At 70.4% G+C, this 15918-nt stretch carries 19 protein-coding genes; 12 read left to right on the top strand and 7 right to left on the bottom strand.

Annotated features, from left to right (window positions below):
* Nucleotides 1-98 precede the first annotated feature (98 nt).
* From Nocox_RS01455 to Nocox_RS01435, 5 genes are read left to right on the top strand one after another with little or no spacing between them, the layout of a single operon-like run.
* The gene (locus tag Nocox_RS01455; RefSeq protein WP_020542522.1) at nucleotides 99-1451 is read left to right on the top strand and encodes a S8 family serine peptidase; all 1353 of its coding nucleotides are present in this window, start codon (nucleotides 99-101) and stop codon (nucleotides 1449-1451) included.
* Between the two features lies 1 nt (nucleotide 1452).
* A complete protein-coding gene (locus tag Nocox_RS01450) occupies nucleotides 1453-1662 on the top strand; it encodes a hypothetical protein (RefSeq protein WP_020542521.1) in 210 nt (69 codons plus the stop codon).
* A 41-nt stretch (nucleotides 1663-1703) separates the two neighbouring features.
* The gene (lysS, locus tag Nocox_RS01445; RefSeq protein ID WP_026214198.1) at nucleotides 1704-3332 is read left to right on the top strand and encodes a lysine--tRNA ligase; all 1629 of its coding nucleotides are present in this window, start codon (nucleotides 1704-1706) and stop codon (nucleotides 3330-3332) included.
* A complete protein-coding gene (locus tag Nocox_RS01440; protein ID WP_020542519.1) occupies nucleotides 3329-3862 on the top strand; it encodes an AAA family ATPase in 534 nt (177 codons plus the stop codon). Before lysS ends, Nocox_RS01440 begins: the two co-directional genes overlap by 4 nt.
* A 58-nt stretch (nucleotides 3863-3920) precedes the next feature.
* Nucleotides 3921-4649: a glycosyltransferase family 2 protein gene (locus Nocox_RS01435; RefSeq protein WP_020542518.1), complete on the top strand. Its 729-nt coding sequence runs from the start codon at nucleotides 3921-3923 to the stop codon at nucleotides 4647-4649.
* Between the two features lie 18 nt (nucleotides 4650-4667).
* On the opposite strand, the gene Nocox_RS01430 is transcribed toward Nocox_RS01435, so the two are convergent.
* Nucleotides 4668-5195, bottom strand: a complete 528-nt coding sequence (locus Nocox_RS01430) for a DUF6886 family protein (protein ID WP_026214197.1) — start codon at nucleotides 5193-5195, stop codon at nucleotides 4668-4670.
* Between the two features lie 74 nt (nucleotides 5196-5269).
* Between Nocox_RS01430 and Nocox_RS01425 the strand changes: the two genes are divergently transcribed.
* Complete coding sequence (locus tag Nocox_RS01425; protein ID WP_020542516.1) at nucleotides 5270-5692, top strand: hypothetical protein; 423 nt, start codon at nucleotides 5270-5272, stop codon at nucleotides 5690-5692.
* A gap of 5 nt (nucleotides 5693-5697) precedes the next feature.
* Here the strand turns inward: Nocox_RS01425 and Nocox_RS01420 are convergent, their stop codons facing one another.
* Entirely contained in the window at nucleotides 5698-6129 is a 432-nt protein-coding gene (locus Nocox_RS01420) for a hypothetical protein (RefSeq protein ID WP_033408690.1), read from the bottom strand.
* Nucleotides 6130-6191: 62 nt separating this feature from the next.
* Between Nocox_RS01420 and Nocox_RS01415 the strand changes: the two genes are divergently transcribed.
* Nucleotides 6192-8093, top strand: coding sequence for a sensor histidine kinase (locus Nocox_RS01415; RefSeq protein WP_020542514.1), 1902 nt, complete (start codon nucleotides 6192-6194; stop codon nucleotides 8091-8093).
* Here the strand turns inward: Nocox_RS01415 and Nocox_RS01410 are convergent.
* The 3 genes from Nocox_RS01410 to Nocox_RS01400 are packed head-to-tail and all read right to left on the bottom strand — an operon-like array spanning nucleotide 8058 to nucleotide 9489.
* Complete coding sequence (locus tag Nocox_RS01410; protein ID WP_020542513.1) at nucleotides 8058-8534, bottom strand: NUDIX domain-containing protein; 477 nt, start codon at nucleotides 8532-8534, stop codon at nucleotides 8058-8060. The genes Nocox_RS01415 and Nocox_RS01410 overlap by 36 nt on opposite strands.
* 50 nt (nucleotides 8535-8584) lie before the next feature.
* Entirely contained in the window at nucleotides 8585-9328 is a 744-nt protein-coding gene (locus Nocox_RS01405) for an MBL fold metallo-hydrolase (protein ID WP_033408688.1), read from the bottom strand.
* Nucleotides 9329-9342: 14 nt separating this feature from the next.
* Nucleotides 9343-9489 carry a hypothetical protein gene (locus Nocox_RS01400; RefSeq protein ID WP_020542511.1) on the bottom strand — a complete coding sequence of 49 codons (147 nt, stop codon included), beginning with the start codon at nucleotides 9487-9489 and terminating at the stop codon, nucleotides 9343-9345.
* 365 nt (nucleotides 9490-9854) lie between these two features.
* On the opposite strand from Nocox_RS01400, the gene rho reads away from it, so the two are divergent.
* On the top strand, nucleotides 9855-10964 hold the full coding sequence (rho, locus tag Nocox_RS01395) for a transcription termination factor Rho (protein ID WP_026214196.1): 1110 nt from the start codon (nucleotides 9855-9857) through the stop codon (nucleotides 10962-10964).
* Between the two features lie 115 nt (nucleotides 10965-11079).
* Here rho and Nocox_RS01390 read toward each other — a convergent pair whose 3' ends face one another.
* On the bottom strand, nucleotides 11080-11805 hold the full coding sequence (locus Nocox_RS01390) for a helix-turn-helix domain-containing protein (RefSeq protein WP_020542509.1): 726 nt from the start codon (nucleotides 11803-11805) through the stop codon (nucleotides 11080-11082).
* A 215-nt stretch (nucleotides 11806-12020) separates the two neighbouring features.
* Between Nocox_RS01390 and Nocox_RS01385 the strand changes: the two genes are divergently transcribed.
* The 3 genes from Nocox_RS01385 to Nocox_RS01375 are packed head-to-tail and all read left to right on the top strand — an operon-like array spanning nucleotide 12021 to nucleotide 14934.
* Nucleotides 12021-12272: a hypothetical protein gene (locus tag Nocox_RS01385; protein WP_020542508.1), complete on the top strand. Its 252-nt coding sequence runs from the start codon at nucleotides 12021-12023 to the stop codon at nucleotides 12270-12272.
* On the top strand, nucleotides 12269-14353 hold the full coding sequence (locus Nocox_RS01380; protein ID WP_020542507.1) for a DUF6571 family protein: 2085 nt from the start codon (nucleotides 12269-12271) through the stop codon (nucleotides 14351-14353). The genes Nocox_RS01385 and Nocox_RS01380 overlap by 4 nt, the downstream gene beginning before the upstream one ends.
* A gap of 14 nt (nucleotides 14354-14367) precedes the next feature.
* Nucleotides 14368-14934, top strand: coding sequence for a hypothetical protein (locus Nocox_RS01375; RefSeq protein WP_157382960.1), 567 nt, complete (start codon nucleotides 14368-14370; stop codon nucleotides 14932-14934).
* Nucleotides 14935-15294: 360 nt separating this feature from the next.
* Here Nocox_RS01375 and Nocox_RS01370 read toward each other — a convergent pair whose 3' ends face one another.
* Complete coding sequence (locus Nocox_RS01370) at nucleotides 15295-15471, bottom strand: hypothetical protein (protein WP_157382959.1); 177 nt, start codon at nucleotides 15469-15471, stop codon at nucleotides 15295-15297.
* 165 nt (nucleotides 15472-15636) lie between these two features.
* Here Nocox_RS01370 and Nocox_RS01365 point away from each other — a divergent pair, with 165 nt between their 5' ends.
* A complete protein-coding gene (locus Nocox_RS01365) occupies nucleotides 15637-15891 on the top strand; it encodes a GntR family transcriptional regulator (RefSeq protein WP_084685527.1) in 255 nt (84 codons plus the stop codon).
* Nucleotides 15892-15918: the final 27 nt, after the last annotated feature.

Below are 15918 nucleotides of genomic sequence, written 5' to 3'. Positions count from 1 at the left end.
GCCGCCGTGGTCGCACCACGGCATTGCCAAAGGCCGGTCAGGGCATGTATCACGGAGCGTAATCGAACGACCACGCTCGTCCTCGTGAAGGTGATCACATGCGTGTCCTGATCCAGCTCCGTCCCGCGGCCGACGTCGTGGCGTCCGTGCTCGACCCCGGGGTCGCCAGCACGGTGTCCGACGTCGTCCCCGGTCTGCCCGGCATCCTGCTCGACGAGGCGTACGGCCCGGTGGCGGTGCCGCGCGCCCGGCCCAGCGCGGCCCACGGCGGCCCGCTCTCGCTCTCCTCGCGCGTCGAGTTCTCGATGTCCCCCGAGGACGCCTCGGTGCTGGTCCGCGGCGAGCTGCCCGACTCGGAGCTGCCGGCCAGGCTCGCCCGCCTGCGGTCGGCGGTCCACGAGGTGGCGGGCGTCTTCGCCGACCCCGAGATCCGCCCGGCCGGCCCCACCTGCGGCGGCGACGGCCCGGCCGGCGACTGGCAGGAGGTCAGGCGGCTGCTGGGCGCCCCCGACCTGTGGGAGCAGGGCCACGACGGCGAGGGCGTGACCGTCGCCGTCTGCGACACCGGCATCAACGCCGCGCACGTCCGCTCGGTCCTCGGCGAGGAGGTCAGGATCGACGCGGAGCGGAGCTGGGCGCCGCCCGGCGTCCGCAAGACGCCCGGCCGCTATCCCGTCCAGCACGGCACCATGTGCGCCTTCGACGCGCTGCTGCCCGCGCCGAAGGCCACCCTGCTGGACATCCCGATCCTGCTCTCGCGGCAGGGCGCCATGGCGGGCCTGCTCTCCGACGCCGTCGCCGCCTACTCCCACCTGCGCGACGTGCTCAACGCCATGCCGGAGGAGTCGAGGTCGCTGGTGGTCTCCAACAGCTGGGGCCTGTTCAGCCCGGAGCACGACCTGCCGCCCGGCCATCCCGGCAACTACTCCGACAACCCCGCGCACCCGTTCAACCTGATCGTGGGCAGCCTGGCCGACGCGGGCGCCGACATCGTCTTCGCGGCGGGCAACTGCGGGCGCGACTGCCCCGACGGGCGCTGCGGCTTCCGCGAGCGGCCGATCGTCGGCGCCAACGGCCATCCCGACGTGCTGTCCGTCGGCGGGGTCGACGTCCACGGCGAGCGCGTCGGCTACTCCTCCCAGGGGCCGGGCCGGCTCGCCGACCGCAAGCCCGACCTGTGCGCCTACACGCACTTCGCCGGCTCGGGCGCGGTCGGCGAGGCCGACAGCGGCACCTCCGCCGCCTGCCCGGTCGCGGCCGGGGTGGTGGCCGCCGTCCGCACCACGCGCCCGGCCGCGCAGCTCTCCCCCGAGCAGCTGCGCACCCAGCTCAACCGCACGGCCGACGACCGCAGCACCGTCGGCTACGACTACGACTACGGCTGGGGCGTCATCGACCCGCCCGCCGCGCTCGCCGCCCTCGGCCGCGCCCGCGGGGCCCGCGCGGCCTGACGTGATCCTGCTCCAGGTCCACCTGCCGCCCGGCGCCACCCTCGCCGACGCCCTGGAGGCCCTCGGCCTGACCGAGGAGGAGGTCGACACCGCCTACGGGCTGGTGTGCGTCCTCCCCGAGGCCGGGCTGCACGTCCTGCGGGTCACGGAGGAGGCCGGCCGCCGGGCCGGCGGGCAGGTCTTCTCGGATCCGCCGATCGAACCCGGCTGATTCCGTTGGCTCCTGCCCTCCGGAACCGGGACAATAGCCCGATGGTTGAACGTGGCGATGGCGACTGGGTGTCCAGGTTCGCGGACGAGGTGATCTCCGAGGCGGAGCGGCGCGGCACCGGCGGACCGATCGTCTGCGCCTCCGGTCTCAGCCCCTCGGGCCCGATCCACCTGGGCAACCTGCGCGAGATCATGACCCCCCACCTGGTGGCCGACGAGCTGCGGCGGCGCGGCGTGCCCTGCGACCACCTGCTGTCGTGGGACGACTACGACCGCTTCCGCCGGGTGCCGGCCGGCATCGACCCGTCCTGGGCGGAGCACATCGGCAAGCCGCTGACCGCGGTGCCCGCGCCGCCCGGCAGCCCCCACCCCAACTGGGCCGAGCACTTCAAGGCCCCGATGGTCGAGGCCATGGCCGCGCTCGGCGTACGGTGCCGGATGATCAGCCAGACCGAGCAGTACACCTCGGGGGCCTACCGGGAGCGGATCCTGCTGGCGATGCGCGAGCGGGCGGCGATCGACGCCGTGCTGTCGCGGCACCGCACGAAGCAGGCCGAGCAGCCCGCGGAGCCCGAGCGTCCCGGAGAATACTTCCCCTACCGGCCCTACTGCGAGCTGTGCGGGCGCGACCTCACCACGGTCACCGCGTACGACGACGAGACCACCGAGCTCGCCTACACCTGCGAGTGCGGCTTCGGCGAGACCGTCCGCCTGGCCGAGCACGACCAGGGAAAGCTGGTGTGGAAGGTCGACTGGCCGATGCGGTGGGCGTACGAGGGGGTGCTGTTCGAGCCGTCCGGCGTCGACCACCACTCGCCCGGCTCGGCGTGGACGGTCGGCGGCCGGATCGTCGGCGAGGTGTTCGGCGGCGAGCGGCCCATCGGCCCCATGTACGCCTTCGTCGGCATCACCGGCATGGCCAAGATGAGCAGCTCCAAGGGCGACGTGCCGACCCCGTCCGACGCCCTGGAGATCATGGAGGCCCCGGTGCTGCGCTGGCTGTACGCCCGCCGCAAGCCGGCCCAGTCCTTCAAGATCGCCTTCGACCAGGAGATCCACCGGCTCTACGACGAGTGGGACGCGGTCGGCCGCAAGGTCGCCGCCGGGCAGGGGCAGCCGGCCGAGCTGGCCGCGTACGAGCGGGCGGTCAGCACCGCCGACGGGCCGCTGCCGCCGACCCCGCACCCGGTCCCCTACCGCACGCTGGCCTCCATCGCCGACATCACGACCGGCCACGCCGAGCAGACCCTGCGCATCCTGCGCGACCTCGACGGCGTCGAAGCCCTCGACGCCGCCCGGCCGCGCCTGGACCGGGCGCTGCGCTGGGTGGAGCTGCACCTGCCCGCCGACCAGCGCACGCGGGTGCGCGAGGAGCCCGACGAGCGGCTGCTCGACTCGCTCGGCCAGGACGAGCGCGAGTCGCTGCGGCTGCTGGCCGACGGCCTCGACGACTGGTCGCTGGACGGGCTGACCACGCTCGTCTACGGCGTACCCAAGCTCCAGGCGGGCCTGCCGGCCGACGCCGCCGCGACCCCGGAGCTGAAGGCCGCCCAGCGGGCCTTCTTCGCCCTCCTCTACCGGCTGCTCGTCGGCCGCGACACCGGCCCGCGCCTGCCCACGCTCCTGCTCGCGGTGGGCGCCGACCGCGTACGCAAGCTGGTGGGCGCATGAGCGCCTTCCTCATCACCGGCATCATGGCCTCGGGCAAGTCCACGGTGGCCCAGCTGCTGGCCGAACGCCTGCCGCGGGCCGCCCACGTCCGCGGCGACGCCTTCCGCAGGATGGTGGTCTCCGGTCGCGCCGAGATGACCTCCGAGCCGTCGGAGGAGGCGTTCCGCCAGCTCCGCCTGCGCTACCGCATCACCGCGACCGCCGCCGACCTCTACGCCGAGGCCGGATTCACCCCGGTCGTCCAGGACGTCGTGCTCGGCGCGGAGCTGGAGCACCTCGCCTCCCTGATCCGCACCCGTCCTCTGCACGTGGTCGTGCTGGCCCCCCGGCCCGAGGTGGTGGCGGCGCGGGAGCGGGGGCGGGCCAAGACCGGTTACACCGGCGGATGGACCCCCGCACTGCTCGACGACGTGCTCCGCCGGGAGACCCCGAGGCTCGGGCTCTGGCTGGACACTTCGGAACAGACCCCAGAGGAAACAGTGGACAAAATCATCACTAGAAGGGATGAAGCGATGATCGTCAAATCATAGAACGATCTATGCAAGGCGCTGTCAAGCGGGCTGCATGCGCTGTGGAGAATCTGGAGTCATGAACAAGCAGCATTCCGCCGCCAGCGTCAGCGTCATCGTGCCCGCGATGAACGAGGCCGAGAACCTTCCCCACGTCTTCGCCACGCTGCCCGAATGGATCGACGAGGTGATCCTCGTCGACGGCAACTCGACCGACGACACCGTCGCCGTCGCGCGGAAGCTGCGCCCCGACCTGCGGGTCGTCGTGCAGACCAGGCGCGGCAAGGGCAACGCCCTCATCGAGGGCTTCCAGGCCGCCACCGGCGACATCATCGTCATGATCGACGCCGACGGGTCCACCGACGGCCGCGAGATCCGCGGCTTCGTCGACGCGCTGCTCGCCGGCGCCGACTTCGCCAAGGGCTCCCGGTACGCGCCCGGCGGCGGCTCCGACGACCTCAGCCCGTGGCGCTCGCTCGGCAACAAGGCCCTGACGGGCCTCACCAACCTGCTCTACGGCACCCGCTACACCGACCTGTGCTACGGCTACAACGCCTTCTGGGCCCACCACCTGGACGCGCTCAACCTCGATTGCGACGGTTTCGAGATCGAGACGCTGATGAACGTCCGCGCCGCCAAGGCCGGGCTGCTCATCAGCGAGGTGCCCAGCCACGAGCGCTCCCGCATCCACGGCACCAGCAACCTCAACGCCGTCCGCGACGGCTGGCGGGTGCTGCGCACGATCCTCAGGGAGCGGACCGGGCGCGAGGACGTCCCCGCGCACACCCAGGTCGCCCTCGCCAAGTGAACAGGTGGCCGCCGGCGCTCATCGGCGGGCGTTGCGCAGCCGGATCCCGCTGAACTCCAGGCTGCTGGCCGTCACCTCGTTCCAGAACGACCACAGGTTGGGCAGCACCCGGAGCTGGATGCCCGCCCGCTCGTGCAGCTCGAACAGGTCGCCGACCGGCTCCGGCGGGCCCAGCGGCTCGACGGGGACGGTGGCGACCACGGCGTGCGGCGGGTCGCCGATCGGCGCGAACTCGGCCGCCGGCAGCCGGTAGGCGAACAGCTCGACGTCCCGCATCGCCTGCAGCCAGCAGTATTCGACGGCGTGCACCCGGTCGCCGCAGCCGGCCCCGATGATCCTGACCCGGTCGTCCTCGGTGGTGCGCGGGCCCACCCACGCCATCGCGCGCGGGCAGGCGCGCGGGAACCAGTAGTCGGGGCAGCGCTCGGGGCCGACCGCCCACACGTACGGCTCGGCCAGCGAGGTGGTCACCGCCACGTGCGGGACGAACCGCGCGATCGTCGGGTCCTCGGAGAAGTGCAGCACCTGACCGGGCTCTGGTCTCATGAAAGTCATCATCGCGCATACCCCCGCGCCCGCCGGGCAGATGAAACCCACTCTTACGACAAGGGGTGAGTCGGATGATCTTCCTGGGTCTGATCCTGGTCCTGCTCGCCGTCGGCGCCGGTGTCCTGGTCTTCACCGAGGAGAGCAGCAGGTACATCCTCTTCGGTTACACCTTCGAGCTCAACCAGGTCGAGATGTTCCTCGCCGGGGCGGTCACGGCGGCCGTCCTGCTCGCGGGGCTCTGGATGATGAGCTCGGGCGCGCGCCGCACGGCCAAGCAGCGTCGCAGCCTCCGCAGCCAGCGGGCGGAGGCCTCCAGCCGCGTCGCGCGACTGGAGGAGGAGAAGCGCGAGCTCGAACGGCGTCTCGAAAGCGAGCACGCCGCCAAGCAGGCTCCCGTCAAGCCGGTTCCCGCGCAGCGGGAGCACACCGGCCGCCACACGGTTCCCGACGACGACCGCCTCGTGGCCCGCGGCTCCGAGGACACCAGGGCGTAGGGCCGTCAGGTCACGCTCTGCGGCTGCCGGCGCGAGGGCATGAGCTTGCCCTCGCGCCACAGCGCGAACCCCGTCACCAGCGCGCCCACGCCCTCCCAGAGCCCGACGCCGAAGAACTTCGCCGGCGCGGCCCCGGTCAGCACGAGCGTGGTGAAGACCGCGAAGGTGACCAGCCGGAACGGCACGGTCCAGCGGAAGAACGGCGTGTAGTCGGCCGCCGCCGCGAACAGGTAGTAGACGCCCATGTTCACCGCCGCCATGGACGAGGCGGCCATGTAGACCAGCGTGTAGTCCCCGGGCGGGCGCACGTCGAGGACCTCGAACCCCAGCATGGCCAGCAGCGTCGCGGGCGAGACGAGCCCGAGCAGGCCCAGCGCGAAGGCCAGGAACCCGAAGACCGCCATGGTCCAGCCGGAGAAAGAACGCGGAAGACGCACAGAAATCCTTCCAAAGGGGGGTGTAATCTGCGAGGCGATCTCATCATGCACCCGGAGGTCGCATGCCCCCCAAGCGTGGCCGTCCCATCGCGGTGAAGCTCCTCGTCCTGCTGCTCGTCCCCCTGCTGTCCCTGGCCGGGCTGTGGGCGTTCGCGGCGGGCCTGACCGGCGGAGACGGGCTGCGCCTGCTCTCGATCAACGACCTGGCCACGAAGGTGGCCCTGCCCTCGGAGAAGGTCAACGTCGAGCTGCAGAAGGAACGGCTGGCCTCGATCGAGTTCCTGGTCGGCGGCCTGCCGCTCAGCAAGGTCACCGAGCAGCGCACCCGCACCGACCTCGCCGTGTCGGCCTTCCGCTCCTCCGCCAGGCCCGTGCGGGACCTGTCGCCGGAGATGGCGACCCAGCTCAACGTGGTGTTCGGCAAGCTCGACCAGCTCACCGAGGCCCGCCGCGGCGTGGACGCCCGCACGCGGGCGCCGCTCGACGTCATCACCGGCTACAGCACCATCGTGGACGCCTTCTTCCGCATGTACGACGCCATGATCCTGGTGCCCGACACGGCCCTCTACCGCCAGGCGCGGGCCGTGACCATGCTCGGCGAGGCCATGGAGATGCTCTCGCGCGAGCGGGCGGTCATCGCGGTCGTCCTCTCCGCCGGCCGGGTGGGCGCGCGGGAGCGGGAGGCGTTCACCGGGATGGTCGCGACCCGGCGGCTGCTGTTCGGCCAGGCGCTCGGGCAGCTCGACGACAAGCTGCGGGGGCCGTACGAGAAGCTGGTCACCTCGCCCGTCAACAAGGAGTTCCTGGCGGCCGAGAACGCCGTCCGCGACCAGGCGACGGCCGCCGGCCTGCCCGCCGCGGCGGCGACGTGGCCGGTCGACGCCCGGAACCTGGCGGCCGCGGTCGAACGCGCCCAGGCGTCGCTCACCACGGGCATCACCGGCCGGATCACGCCGGCCGCCGTCGGGCTGCTGGTCAAGATCGGCGTGGCCGGCGGCGTGGGCCTGATCGCCGTGGTCGCCTCGATCCTGCTCTCGCTGCGTTTCCGCCGCCGGCTGGTGGAGGAGCTGGCCGGGCTCCGCGACGCCGCCACCGAGCTGGCCGAGGTGCGCCTGCCCGCCCTGGTCGCGCGGCTGCGGACGAACACCTCAAGGCCGACGCCCGAGGAGACCGCGCCGCTGAAGGTCGTGACGCACAGCTCCGAGGTGGACGACATCGTCACGGCGTTCAACCGGGTGCAGTCGACCGCCGTCGAGGCCGCCGTGGACCAGGCCCGGCTGCGCCATGGCGTCAACCAGGTCTTCGTCAACCTGGCCCGCCGCAACCAGTCGCTGCTGCACCGCCAGCTCCTCCAGCTCGACAGCATGGAGCGGGCCGCCGAGGAGCCCGGCATGCTGGCCGACCTGTTCAAGCTCGACCACCTGACGACCCGCATGCGCCGGCACGCGGAGAGTCTGATCATCCTGTCCGAGCAGAGCCCCGGCCGCGCCTGGCGCAACCCGGTGCCGATCCACGACGTGCTGCGCGCCGCCGTGGCCGAGATCGAGGAGTACGAGCGGGTCGAGGTGCTCACGACGCCGCCGGTCTCGCTCCTCGGCTCGGCCGTCACCGACGTGGCCCACCTCATCGCCGAGCTGATCGAGAACGCCACCCTCTTCTCACCGCCGCAGACCCGGGTGGACGTGCGCACCTCGACCAGCCCGCACGGCCTCGTGGTCGAGATCGAGGACCGCGGGCTCGGCCTGCCCCGCGCCGAGCTGGACGAGCTCAACGACCGGCTGACCCGCACCCCCGAGTTCGACCTGGCGCAGAGCGAGCGGCTCGGCCTGTTCGTGGTCGGCAGGCTGGCGGCCAGGCACGCCATCAAGGTGACCCTGGTGGCCTCCCCCTACGGCGGCCTGACCGCCCTGGTGGCGCTGCCGGCGTCGCTACTGGCCGATCAGCCGGCCCTGGCCGGGCGTTAGGTAGGCGATCGCGCCGGAGACCCTGGCCGCCACGGCGGCCACCAGCCGCGCGTGGGCGTGGCCGGCCAGCAGCCGCCCGGCCTCCTCGACGGTGAAGAAGCCGTAGCCGTCGAGCTCCTCGGTCTGCAGCGTGATCGGCGTGTCCGAGCGCACCTCCCCGCAGTCGAACATGAAGTTGACCATCGGGAACGGCACGTTGGGCACCCGGTCGACCCAGGCCACCGTCAGCAGCGGGCCGACCTTCACGGTGAGCCCCACCTCCTCGGCCACCTCCCTCGCGCACGCCTGCGCGGGGTCCTCCCCGGCGTCGATGATGCCGCCGGGGAAGCCCCAGTGCTCGCGGTAGTTGGGGTCCACCAGCAGGACCCGGCCGCGCTCGTCCGTGATGTACGCGGCCGCCCCGCAGACCGCCCGGTTGACCGTGCCCCAGAAATCGTCCACCCACGAACTATGGCAGAACCCGGAGCAGCGCCGGCCCTAGGTCAGCGCGCTCACAGACGGACGAACGGCTCGCTGAAGTGGGAGGTGGCGAGCACGGCGCGCTCGGCCCGCAACCGCTCCAGCACCTCGGTACGGGTGCGGGCGGCGGCCTCCCGGTCGTCGTCGTAGCAGTAGTGGACGCCGGGGTCGTCGAGCTGGACCGGGTGGAGGACGAGGTCGCCGGTCATCGCGAGGTCGCCGGCCCTGACGATCTGGTGGCCGGGCGTGTGACCGGCGGTCAGGTGCACGTGGACGCCGGGCGCGACCTCGGCGCTGCCCTCGACGATCTGGAGCTGCGCCTTGACCGGGGCGACGAGCCGGTCGAGCGCGCCGTCCCCGGCGGCGTCGAGCTCGGTGCGCTGGAGCACGACGGCGGCGTTCTCGAAGGCCGGGCGTCCGTCGTCGGTCACCACGCCGCTCGCGTGGTCGCTGTGCAGGTGGGTGAGGACGACGGTCTCGACGTCGGCCGGCGCGACGCCGGCCGCGGCCAGCTCGCCGAGCAGCGTCCCGGGAACCGGCGCCCAGCTCGCCGCGAGGGAGCCGTGGCCGCCGATGCCGGTGTCGACCAGCGTGAGGCGGCCCGTCGCCGAACGCAGCAGATAGCAGTGGAAGTGCAGGACCCACGGCGCGTCCGGGAGCCCCGAACCGGGGAACATCTCGGGCAGCGGGCGGCGGATCGCCGCCCCCATGGGGCCCACGGCGTCGCAGAGAGGCGTGACCTCGACGCCGGAGACAGTGATCGGTCGATGCGGCACGAAGCCCAGACTAGCTAGGCGGCGACCGGCTGGAGCGGGGCGACGTACTCGTTCTCGAGGTCGGCGGCGTAGACGGCGCGGCAGCAGCTGGCGCAGCGGTACATGATCGGGCCCTCGTCGAGCTCGTGGTGGCACCGCGGGCAGTGGTTGACGGTCTTCATGATGGTGCTCCCCCAAGGAGTTCTCTGTCTGCGTCCAGGAAACCCCGGCGGAGTTGCAGAGGCCCTGCATGTCACTTGACACCATGGCGCCGCTGCACGGGGGGTTCTGCGCCTTTCGAGCATTGTCACGCGCGGCGTCGCGGATTCGCGGCGGAAACGCCGACAACCGCCCGGGAATAGTCCGAGTGGGCTAGACGTTTCATAGGTCGGATCGTGTGGTAGGTTCCCACCAAGCGTTGAGCTTCTTGCTCCGCCGATCTTCACAGATCTTCGTCACAGCCTCGCCCCGGCTCGTCCGGCAGGCCCGGCTTCCTCATCATCCGCCGGCCACATCTGCGGCCCGGCACCTTCCCAAGAGGTTCACCATGTCTGTGCACACCATTCCGCGGCAGCGCGCGGACTCCGCCGACCGGCGGGTGAGCGGCCTCCTCGACGTACGCGACAAGAGCGCGTTCATCAGGACCGGGCACCTTCCAGGAGCGGAGGACGTCCGCGTCTCCCCCGAGAAGATCAAGCAGTACGGCCTGCGTCCCGGCGACCACGTCGTGGCGTCGTTCACGGGCGGCAAGTTCGTGGGCGTCGAGTCGGTCAACGGCTCGCGGCACTGGCGGGAGCGGCCGGCGTTCGCCGAGCTCGTGCCCGTCCATCCGGCCGAGCGGCTGCGCGTCGAGACCGAGTCGCTCAGCACCCGCGTCATCGACCTGTTCGCGCCCATCGGCAAAGGCCAGCGCGGCCTGATCGTCGCCCCGCCCAAGGCGGGCAAGACGATGGTCCTGCAGGCGCTGGCGGCCGGGATCGCCCGCAACCACCCCGAGGTCCACCTGCTGGTGGTGCTGGTGGGCGAGCGGCCCGAGGAGGTCACCGAGATGCGCGCCGGCATCCCCGGGGAGATCTTCGCCTCCACCTTCGACCACCCCGACCGCGACCACGCCGCGATCGCCGAGCTCGCCGTCGAACGGGCCAAGCGGCTCGTCGAGGACGGCCGCGACGTCGTCGTGCTGCTCGACTCCCTGACCCGGCTCGGCCGGGCCTACAACAACCTCGCGCCCGGCGGCGGCAAGGTCCTCACCGGCGGCCTCGACGCCGGCGCCCTCTACCCGCCCAAGCGCTTCTTCGGCGCCGCCCGCAACGTCGAGGGCGGCGGCTCGCTCACCATCCTCGCCACCGCCCTGATCGACACCGGCTCCCGCATGGACAACAGCCTGTACGAGGAGTTCAAGGGCACCGGCAACATGGAGCTGCACCTCACCCGCGAGCTGGCCGAGCAGCGGCTGTTCCCCGCCGTGGACCTCGACGCCTCCGGCACCCGTCGCGAGGAGATCCTGCTGCACCCGCAGGAGCGCCAGATCGTCTGGGGGCTGCGCCGCTCCCTGTCCGGCCTCGACCGGCAGCAGGCCGCGCGGATGCTCATCGGCAAGCTGCGCGCCACCTCCTCGAACGCCGCCTTCCTGCTGGAGACGGCCGCCGCCGCGTGACGGCCGCCGCGCCGCATGCCACCGCCCTTAGGGGCAGCGGAGGATGGAAATCCTGGTCGACGGGCCGTGCTCCACCCTCGAACGCCGTCCTCATCAAGGAGGCCGCAGGCGTCGTTCAGCCGAAGGCGCGTTCCGCCTGCCCCAAGGTGAGGATGTAGTCGAAGTTGGGCGGCTCGCCCACCGCCTTCTCCAGGGTCTTCACGACCTTCCGCGGATCGTCGTACGGGCCGGAGACGTAGAGTGGCTTGCCTTCCTTGCCGAACGTGACCGCCGACGCGCCGGCCCACTCCCCGAGGTGGACAGCCGCCTTGTCGAAGTCCGCGTGCGGCTCGAAGCCGAGGCCGCGGGCGTAGTCGACGGCGCCGAGGACGAGGTGCCTCGCGAGCTCGAACGGCGCCTGCTGGGAGCCGGCCTCATAGGCCGAGAAATACCGCTCGCGAAAGCGGCGCAGGTCGCGCTCGTCACCGATCTGCGGTCCGTGAGCGTTCTTGACACCGAGACAGTAGACGTCGACCAGGTAACCGCAGACCGATACCTTGTCCCACCCATGTTGACGTGCCACCACCACGCTCACGAGGCCGCCCGATATGTCATCTTCCTGCGCCGCCTCGTCGACCCACCCGCGGGACGGGTCGACGATGAGGCCGATGCTCCATCCCCTGTTGATCCAGCATCCGACCACCTCCCCCGCCCTGTCGTCGGGGCGAATCTCCGCGGCGACGCGGCGGATGAGCGGGATGACCGCCGCCGGGGCGACACCGAGAGCGCGGGCGATCTGTTTGGGGGATTTGCCCTGGCCGCGGAGCTCGCGGACCTGGTCGAGAAGGCTGGGGTGGTTCATGGGAGGTAAATCCTATGGTGCTGTCTCCATCTTTGCCGTGGGATCAGGTGAACGCGCCGGACCGGCCCTTGCGGTGGGCATCGACGTACCCGACCGGCAGAAATACGGTTTTCGCCCGGCAGCATGACGCCGGAGTGGCGGCGTGGCAGAGTGAATCGGAATGTATTCGAGACTCGCCGGGCGCGGTCCGCGTACAACATCGGTGGGAGGTCAGCATGGCTACTCGTGCCGAGTTGTTGAACGCGCTGCGCCGCGCACAGGAGTTGTCGGACCAGCACTGGCATTCCCTGGACCGGCCGCTGCTGCAGCTGTCGAGCGGCCGGACGTGGACGGGACCGACCGCCGACAGGTTCGCCGGTGACCTGGCGCACCAGCGCGCGGAGCTGTGGCGGGGGCTGCGCGGCGTCATCGACCACCTCCACGAGACGCTCTCCCACCAGACCGTGATGGGACCGAGGGACGAATGACGTTCTCCTCGATCCACGCCGGAGAAATGCACCAGCTCGGACACAGCGTGCAGAACGCGGGAAAAAGCCTGACCGAATGCGCGGCCCAGCTCCGCGCGATTCTGAACGAGGTCGAACTCACCCACCCCGGAGCGGCCGCGATCGGCCGGATCGGGCAGTGGCTGACCGACCAGGCCCCCGACCTCTACCGGCGGCGCGACCTCGCGTACGAGGCCGAGAAGGTCGACGTGGACGTCTTCGGCAACCCGCTGCCCGGCGCGGTCGTACCGGCCGGGATGACGCGGATCGACGAAACCAGGCTCATCCCGGCCGCGGTCCGCGCCGAGGCCGCGCAGGCGGCCCCGCTCTTCACGGCCGCCGCCCGCGGCGACGCCGGCGCACTGGAGAAGCTCGCCCCCTTCAGGGAACGGCTGTCCGACCCGCGGTTCGCCACCGCCCTCCTCGAACAACTCGGCCCACGAGCCCTGCTCGCCATCCCCGCCGCCATGGGCACGCGGGTGCGCAAGGCCCTCGACGCCGACGACGGTTCGGCGGCCGCCGTCCGCCGGCAGAACCGCGACGTCCTGTCCATGCTGAGCAAAGCCCTCGCCACGGCCACCGACCCCACCAAGGACGCGCGCCTCGGCCGGAAGTTCCTGGAGGAGTTCAAACGGCAAGGACGCGCCGAGATCCCCGCTCCGGACATGGGCGGCCTGACGAACCCCGGCTACTGGTCGCTCGGCCAGATCCTCGCGGCGGCCCCGAAGCAGGCGTACAGCGAGTGGTTCATGAAGACCATCGGCCAGGACATGATCCGCTGGGACCGCGACTACCTCAAGCAGCACCGCGAACGGTTCCTCCCGAAGGACACCGATGTCTACAACCTGCCCGCCCCCACCGACACCCGCCCGTTCCAGAACTCCGACACCATCGGCGCCGCCGACCCGCTCGCCGCCCTGCTGACCGTCGCCGCCACGTCCCGCGAACGCGCCCAGACGCTGCTCGACGACCGGGACCTCCTGAAATACCTGATGAGCGACCGGCGCCCGCAGTGGGCGATGGGCGATCACGGGGAATCGCTGGGCACGGCCATGGAAGCCGCCATGAAAGGCCCCGACGCCGACTCCAAACGACTGACCGTCATGGCCACCCAGATCCTCGCCGACGACGTGAAGCCGCACGTGTCGTTCAACGACGCCGGGGAGGTCGAGCTCAAGAACCCCTCCGAACTCGACTGGCTTTCTGGCACCCGCGACAACCTGGGCCGCATCCTCGCCGAACACACCGACGACATCGTGTCCTCTTACTACCAGAACCATCCACGGCTGCCCGACAACGAACTCGTAGGCGACGTCGAGGGGAAGAAGACAGCACGCTTCAACCCGACCGACCTCGATCTCGTCCTGCTCGACGTGGCTGCCGATGAACAGGCATACCAGGCCCTGCTCCTCGGGCAGGTCGCGGACATGCGCGGGAAGATCGATCAGGCGATGGCGACCCGCAACAGGGACTGGCTGAACAACGTGATCGCACTCAACTCCACCGCCCTGGGGCATCTGGTGGAGGCGCGACGAATGGCTCTTGTCGGCCGAGGCAAGGAGGCCGACGCAGTGGACGAGGCGTTGCGGAAACTGGTCCAAGCGGGAGTCGGCCTTGTCCCGATCCCTTTCGCCCAGCAGGTGGGCAAGGTGGGACTCAAAGCGGCCGACACCATCTATGAGAACTTCGTCAGCAACGGTTACGCGAAAGCCGGGGACTGGCTGGTGCAGCAGAGCGGCCACGCCGGAGGAAACATGACCAAGGCCGTCGGCGACGCCGCTACGAACGACAAGACCGTCCAGCAGTTGATGAAGCAGATGATGGAATCCTCTGCCGTAGCTCACGAATCTTACAGCCATGATGACCTCAGAGGGCCTTTCGTGACCGGCGACCCGCCACGAATCAAACCTCCACTCCACATGACCAGGAGCGAATACGAAAGCTTCGTGGACTGGATAGAGGAGAACTCCACGGTGCCGGCCGATTACAAGGAAGTCCAACAGACCACCGCCGTCGGAGCCGAGGAGTTCCGCGACAATCTCAAATCTGCGACCCAGAAATGAGTAGGATCACTGGGTTGCTCTGTGCGACCGCCGCTGCCACGCTGATCACCGGGTGCACGCCGGACAATCCCGCAACTTCTCCGTCCCCGCACCTCAATCCCGCACGGGGCTCTGTTGCCGACCGCGCCCCGTATCTCTGTTACTTCATCCCGCAGTCGGCGGTGGCCGACGTTACCGGCTACAACGGTCCCTACGATACCGGCGACGAGAAACGCGATCCTGATGGCTACAGCTGCGTCATATCCAATGATGAGCAGAGTATTTTCATCACCCGCTATGACGTCTCGGCCCCCTCGAGGGTCATCGAGAACTTTCTCGAATTCGGAAAGGAGAGCAATCTGGTCAAGCTGCCCGAGAAACTGGGCAAGGGGGGGATAAGCGACTTCGATATCCGACTGTATCCCTACCGGAGGGCGTCCGCCTGGTTCCGCTGCGGATCCAACAACTCGCTGATCGCCATCACTGTCAAGCGCAATCCCGCCCGGGACCAGGACCACGACCTTATCCAGCTGATGGAAATCGCTCAGCGGCGGTTCGCCGAGATGTTCAAGTGCGAGCCCGGCGGCCCGCCTCAGGGTTAGCGCGTCACGGTGACGTTGGTCGCCTGGCTCCGACGGTGTTTCGATCGGCACCCGACCCTCCCACGCTGCTTTCACCGGGCCTCACCACGCAAGAGCTGCTCGAAGGTGCGCCTGGCTGTCGCGATCAACGTCCATGCTGTTTCGTGGACGGTCCGCTTGTCCCGGTCGGTACGGCGGACGAAGCCCTGCCCGGCGGCGCAGCACAGTTCGTACGTGATCGACCGGCATGCGCACGTCCACGAGACCACACGGACGCGCGCCGCCCGGCGGGCCGGCTCATGCCAGGTCAGCACCAGATGGCCCGGCAAAGGGGGCGCGGCATGCGGCCCATGGAAGCCACAAACCTCCCTCGCCACGCCGTCACCACGTCCTTCCCTCGAAGATCTCCACGAGGTTCTTGAGCGCGACCTCGACGCGGCCCAGCACGAGGTGGCGGGCGTGATCGCCTGCGGGCAGCCGGTATCCGTACCGCTCAAGCAGGACTCGGACCTCGGCCGCCAGAGGGTCGAATCGCAGGTCCGTGGCTGGGCATGTCATAGGTCGGGCCTCCGCCATCCGATCGAGGGCCCGACCCCAGCTCTGTCCCGCTGGCGTGGACCCAACTTCAGCGAACGTGAAGGCATCGTAGCCCAACTTGGCCATGGCTGGCCAGGGCCTGGCCTGCCTATCTCGGGAGAACCCTGGCCGCCTAGCCTTCCCGTCGTGAGAATCGATCCGGATGGGCTGCGTGCCCCTTACCTCCAACTTGCGGACGCCCTTCGCGCCCGCATCGAAGCAGGCGAGATTCCGCCGGGCCGCAAGGTGCCGTCCCAGATGGAGTTGGAAGAGGAATCCGGACTGTCCCGGAACACCGTGAAGAAAGCGCTCGACGTACTCAAGAACGAGGGCCTTCTGATCACCGCGCCCGGTCGCGGACTGTTCGTCGCAGAACGTCACCACAGCAAGCCAGCCGAGTAGGTGGCGTACCGGATTTCCGCCGTCGCC

The organism is Nonomuraea coxensis DSM 45129, from assembly GCF_019397265.1.
GTDB lineage: Bacteria > Actinomycetota > Actinomycetes > Streptosporangiales > Streptosporangiaceae > Nonomuraea > Nonomuraea coxensis.
This window is presented reverse-complemented; position numbering and strand designations above follow the sequence as displayed.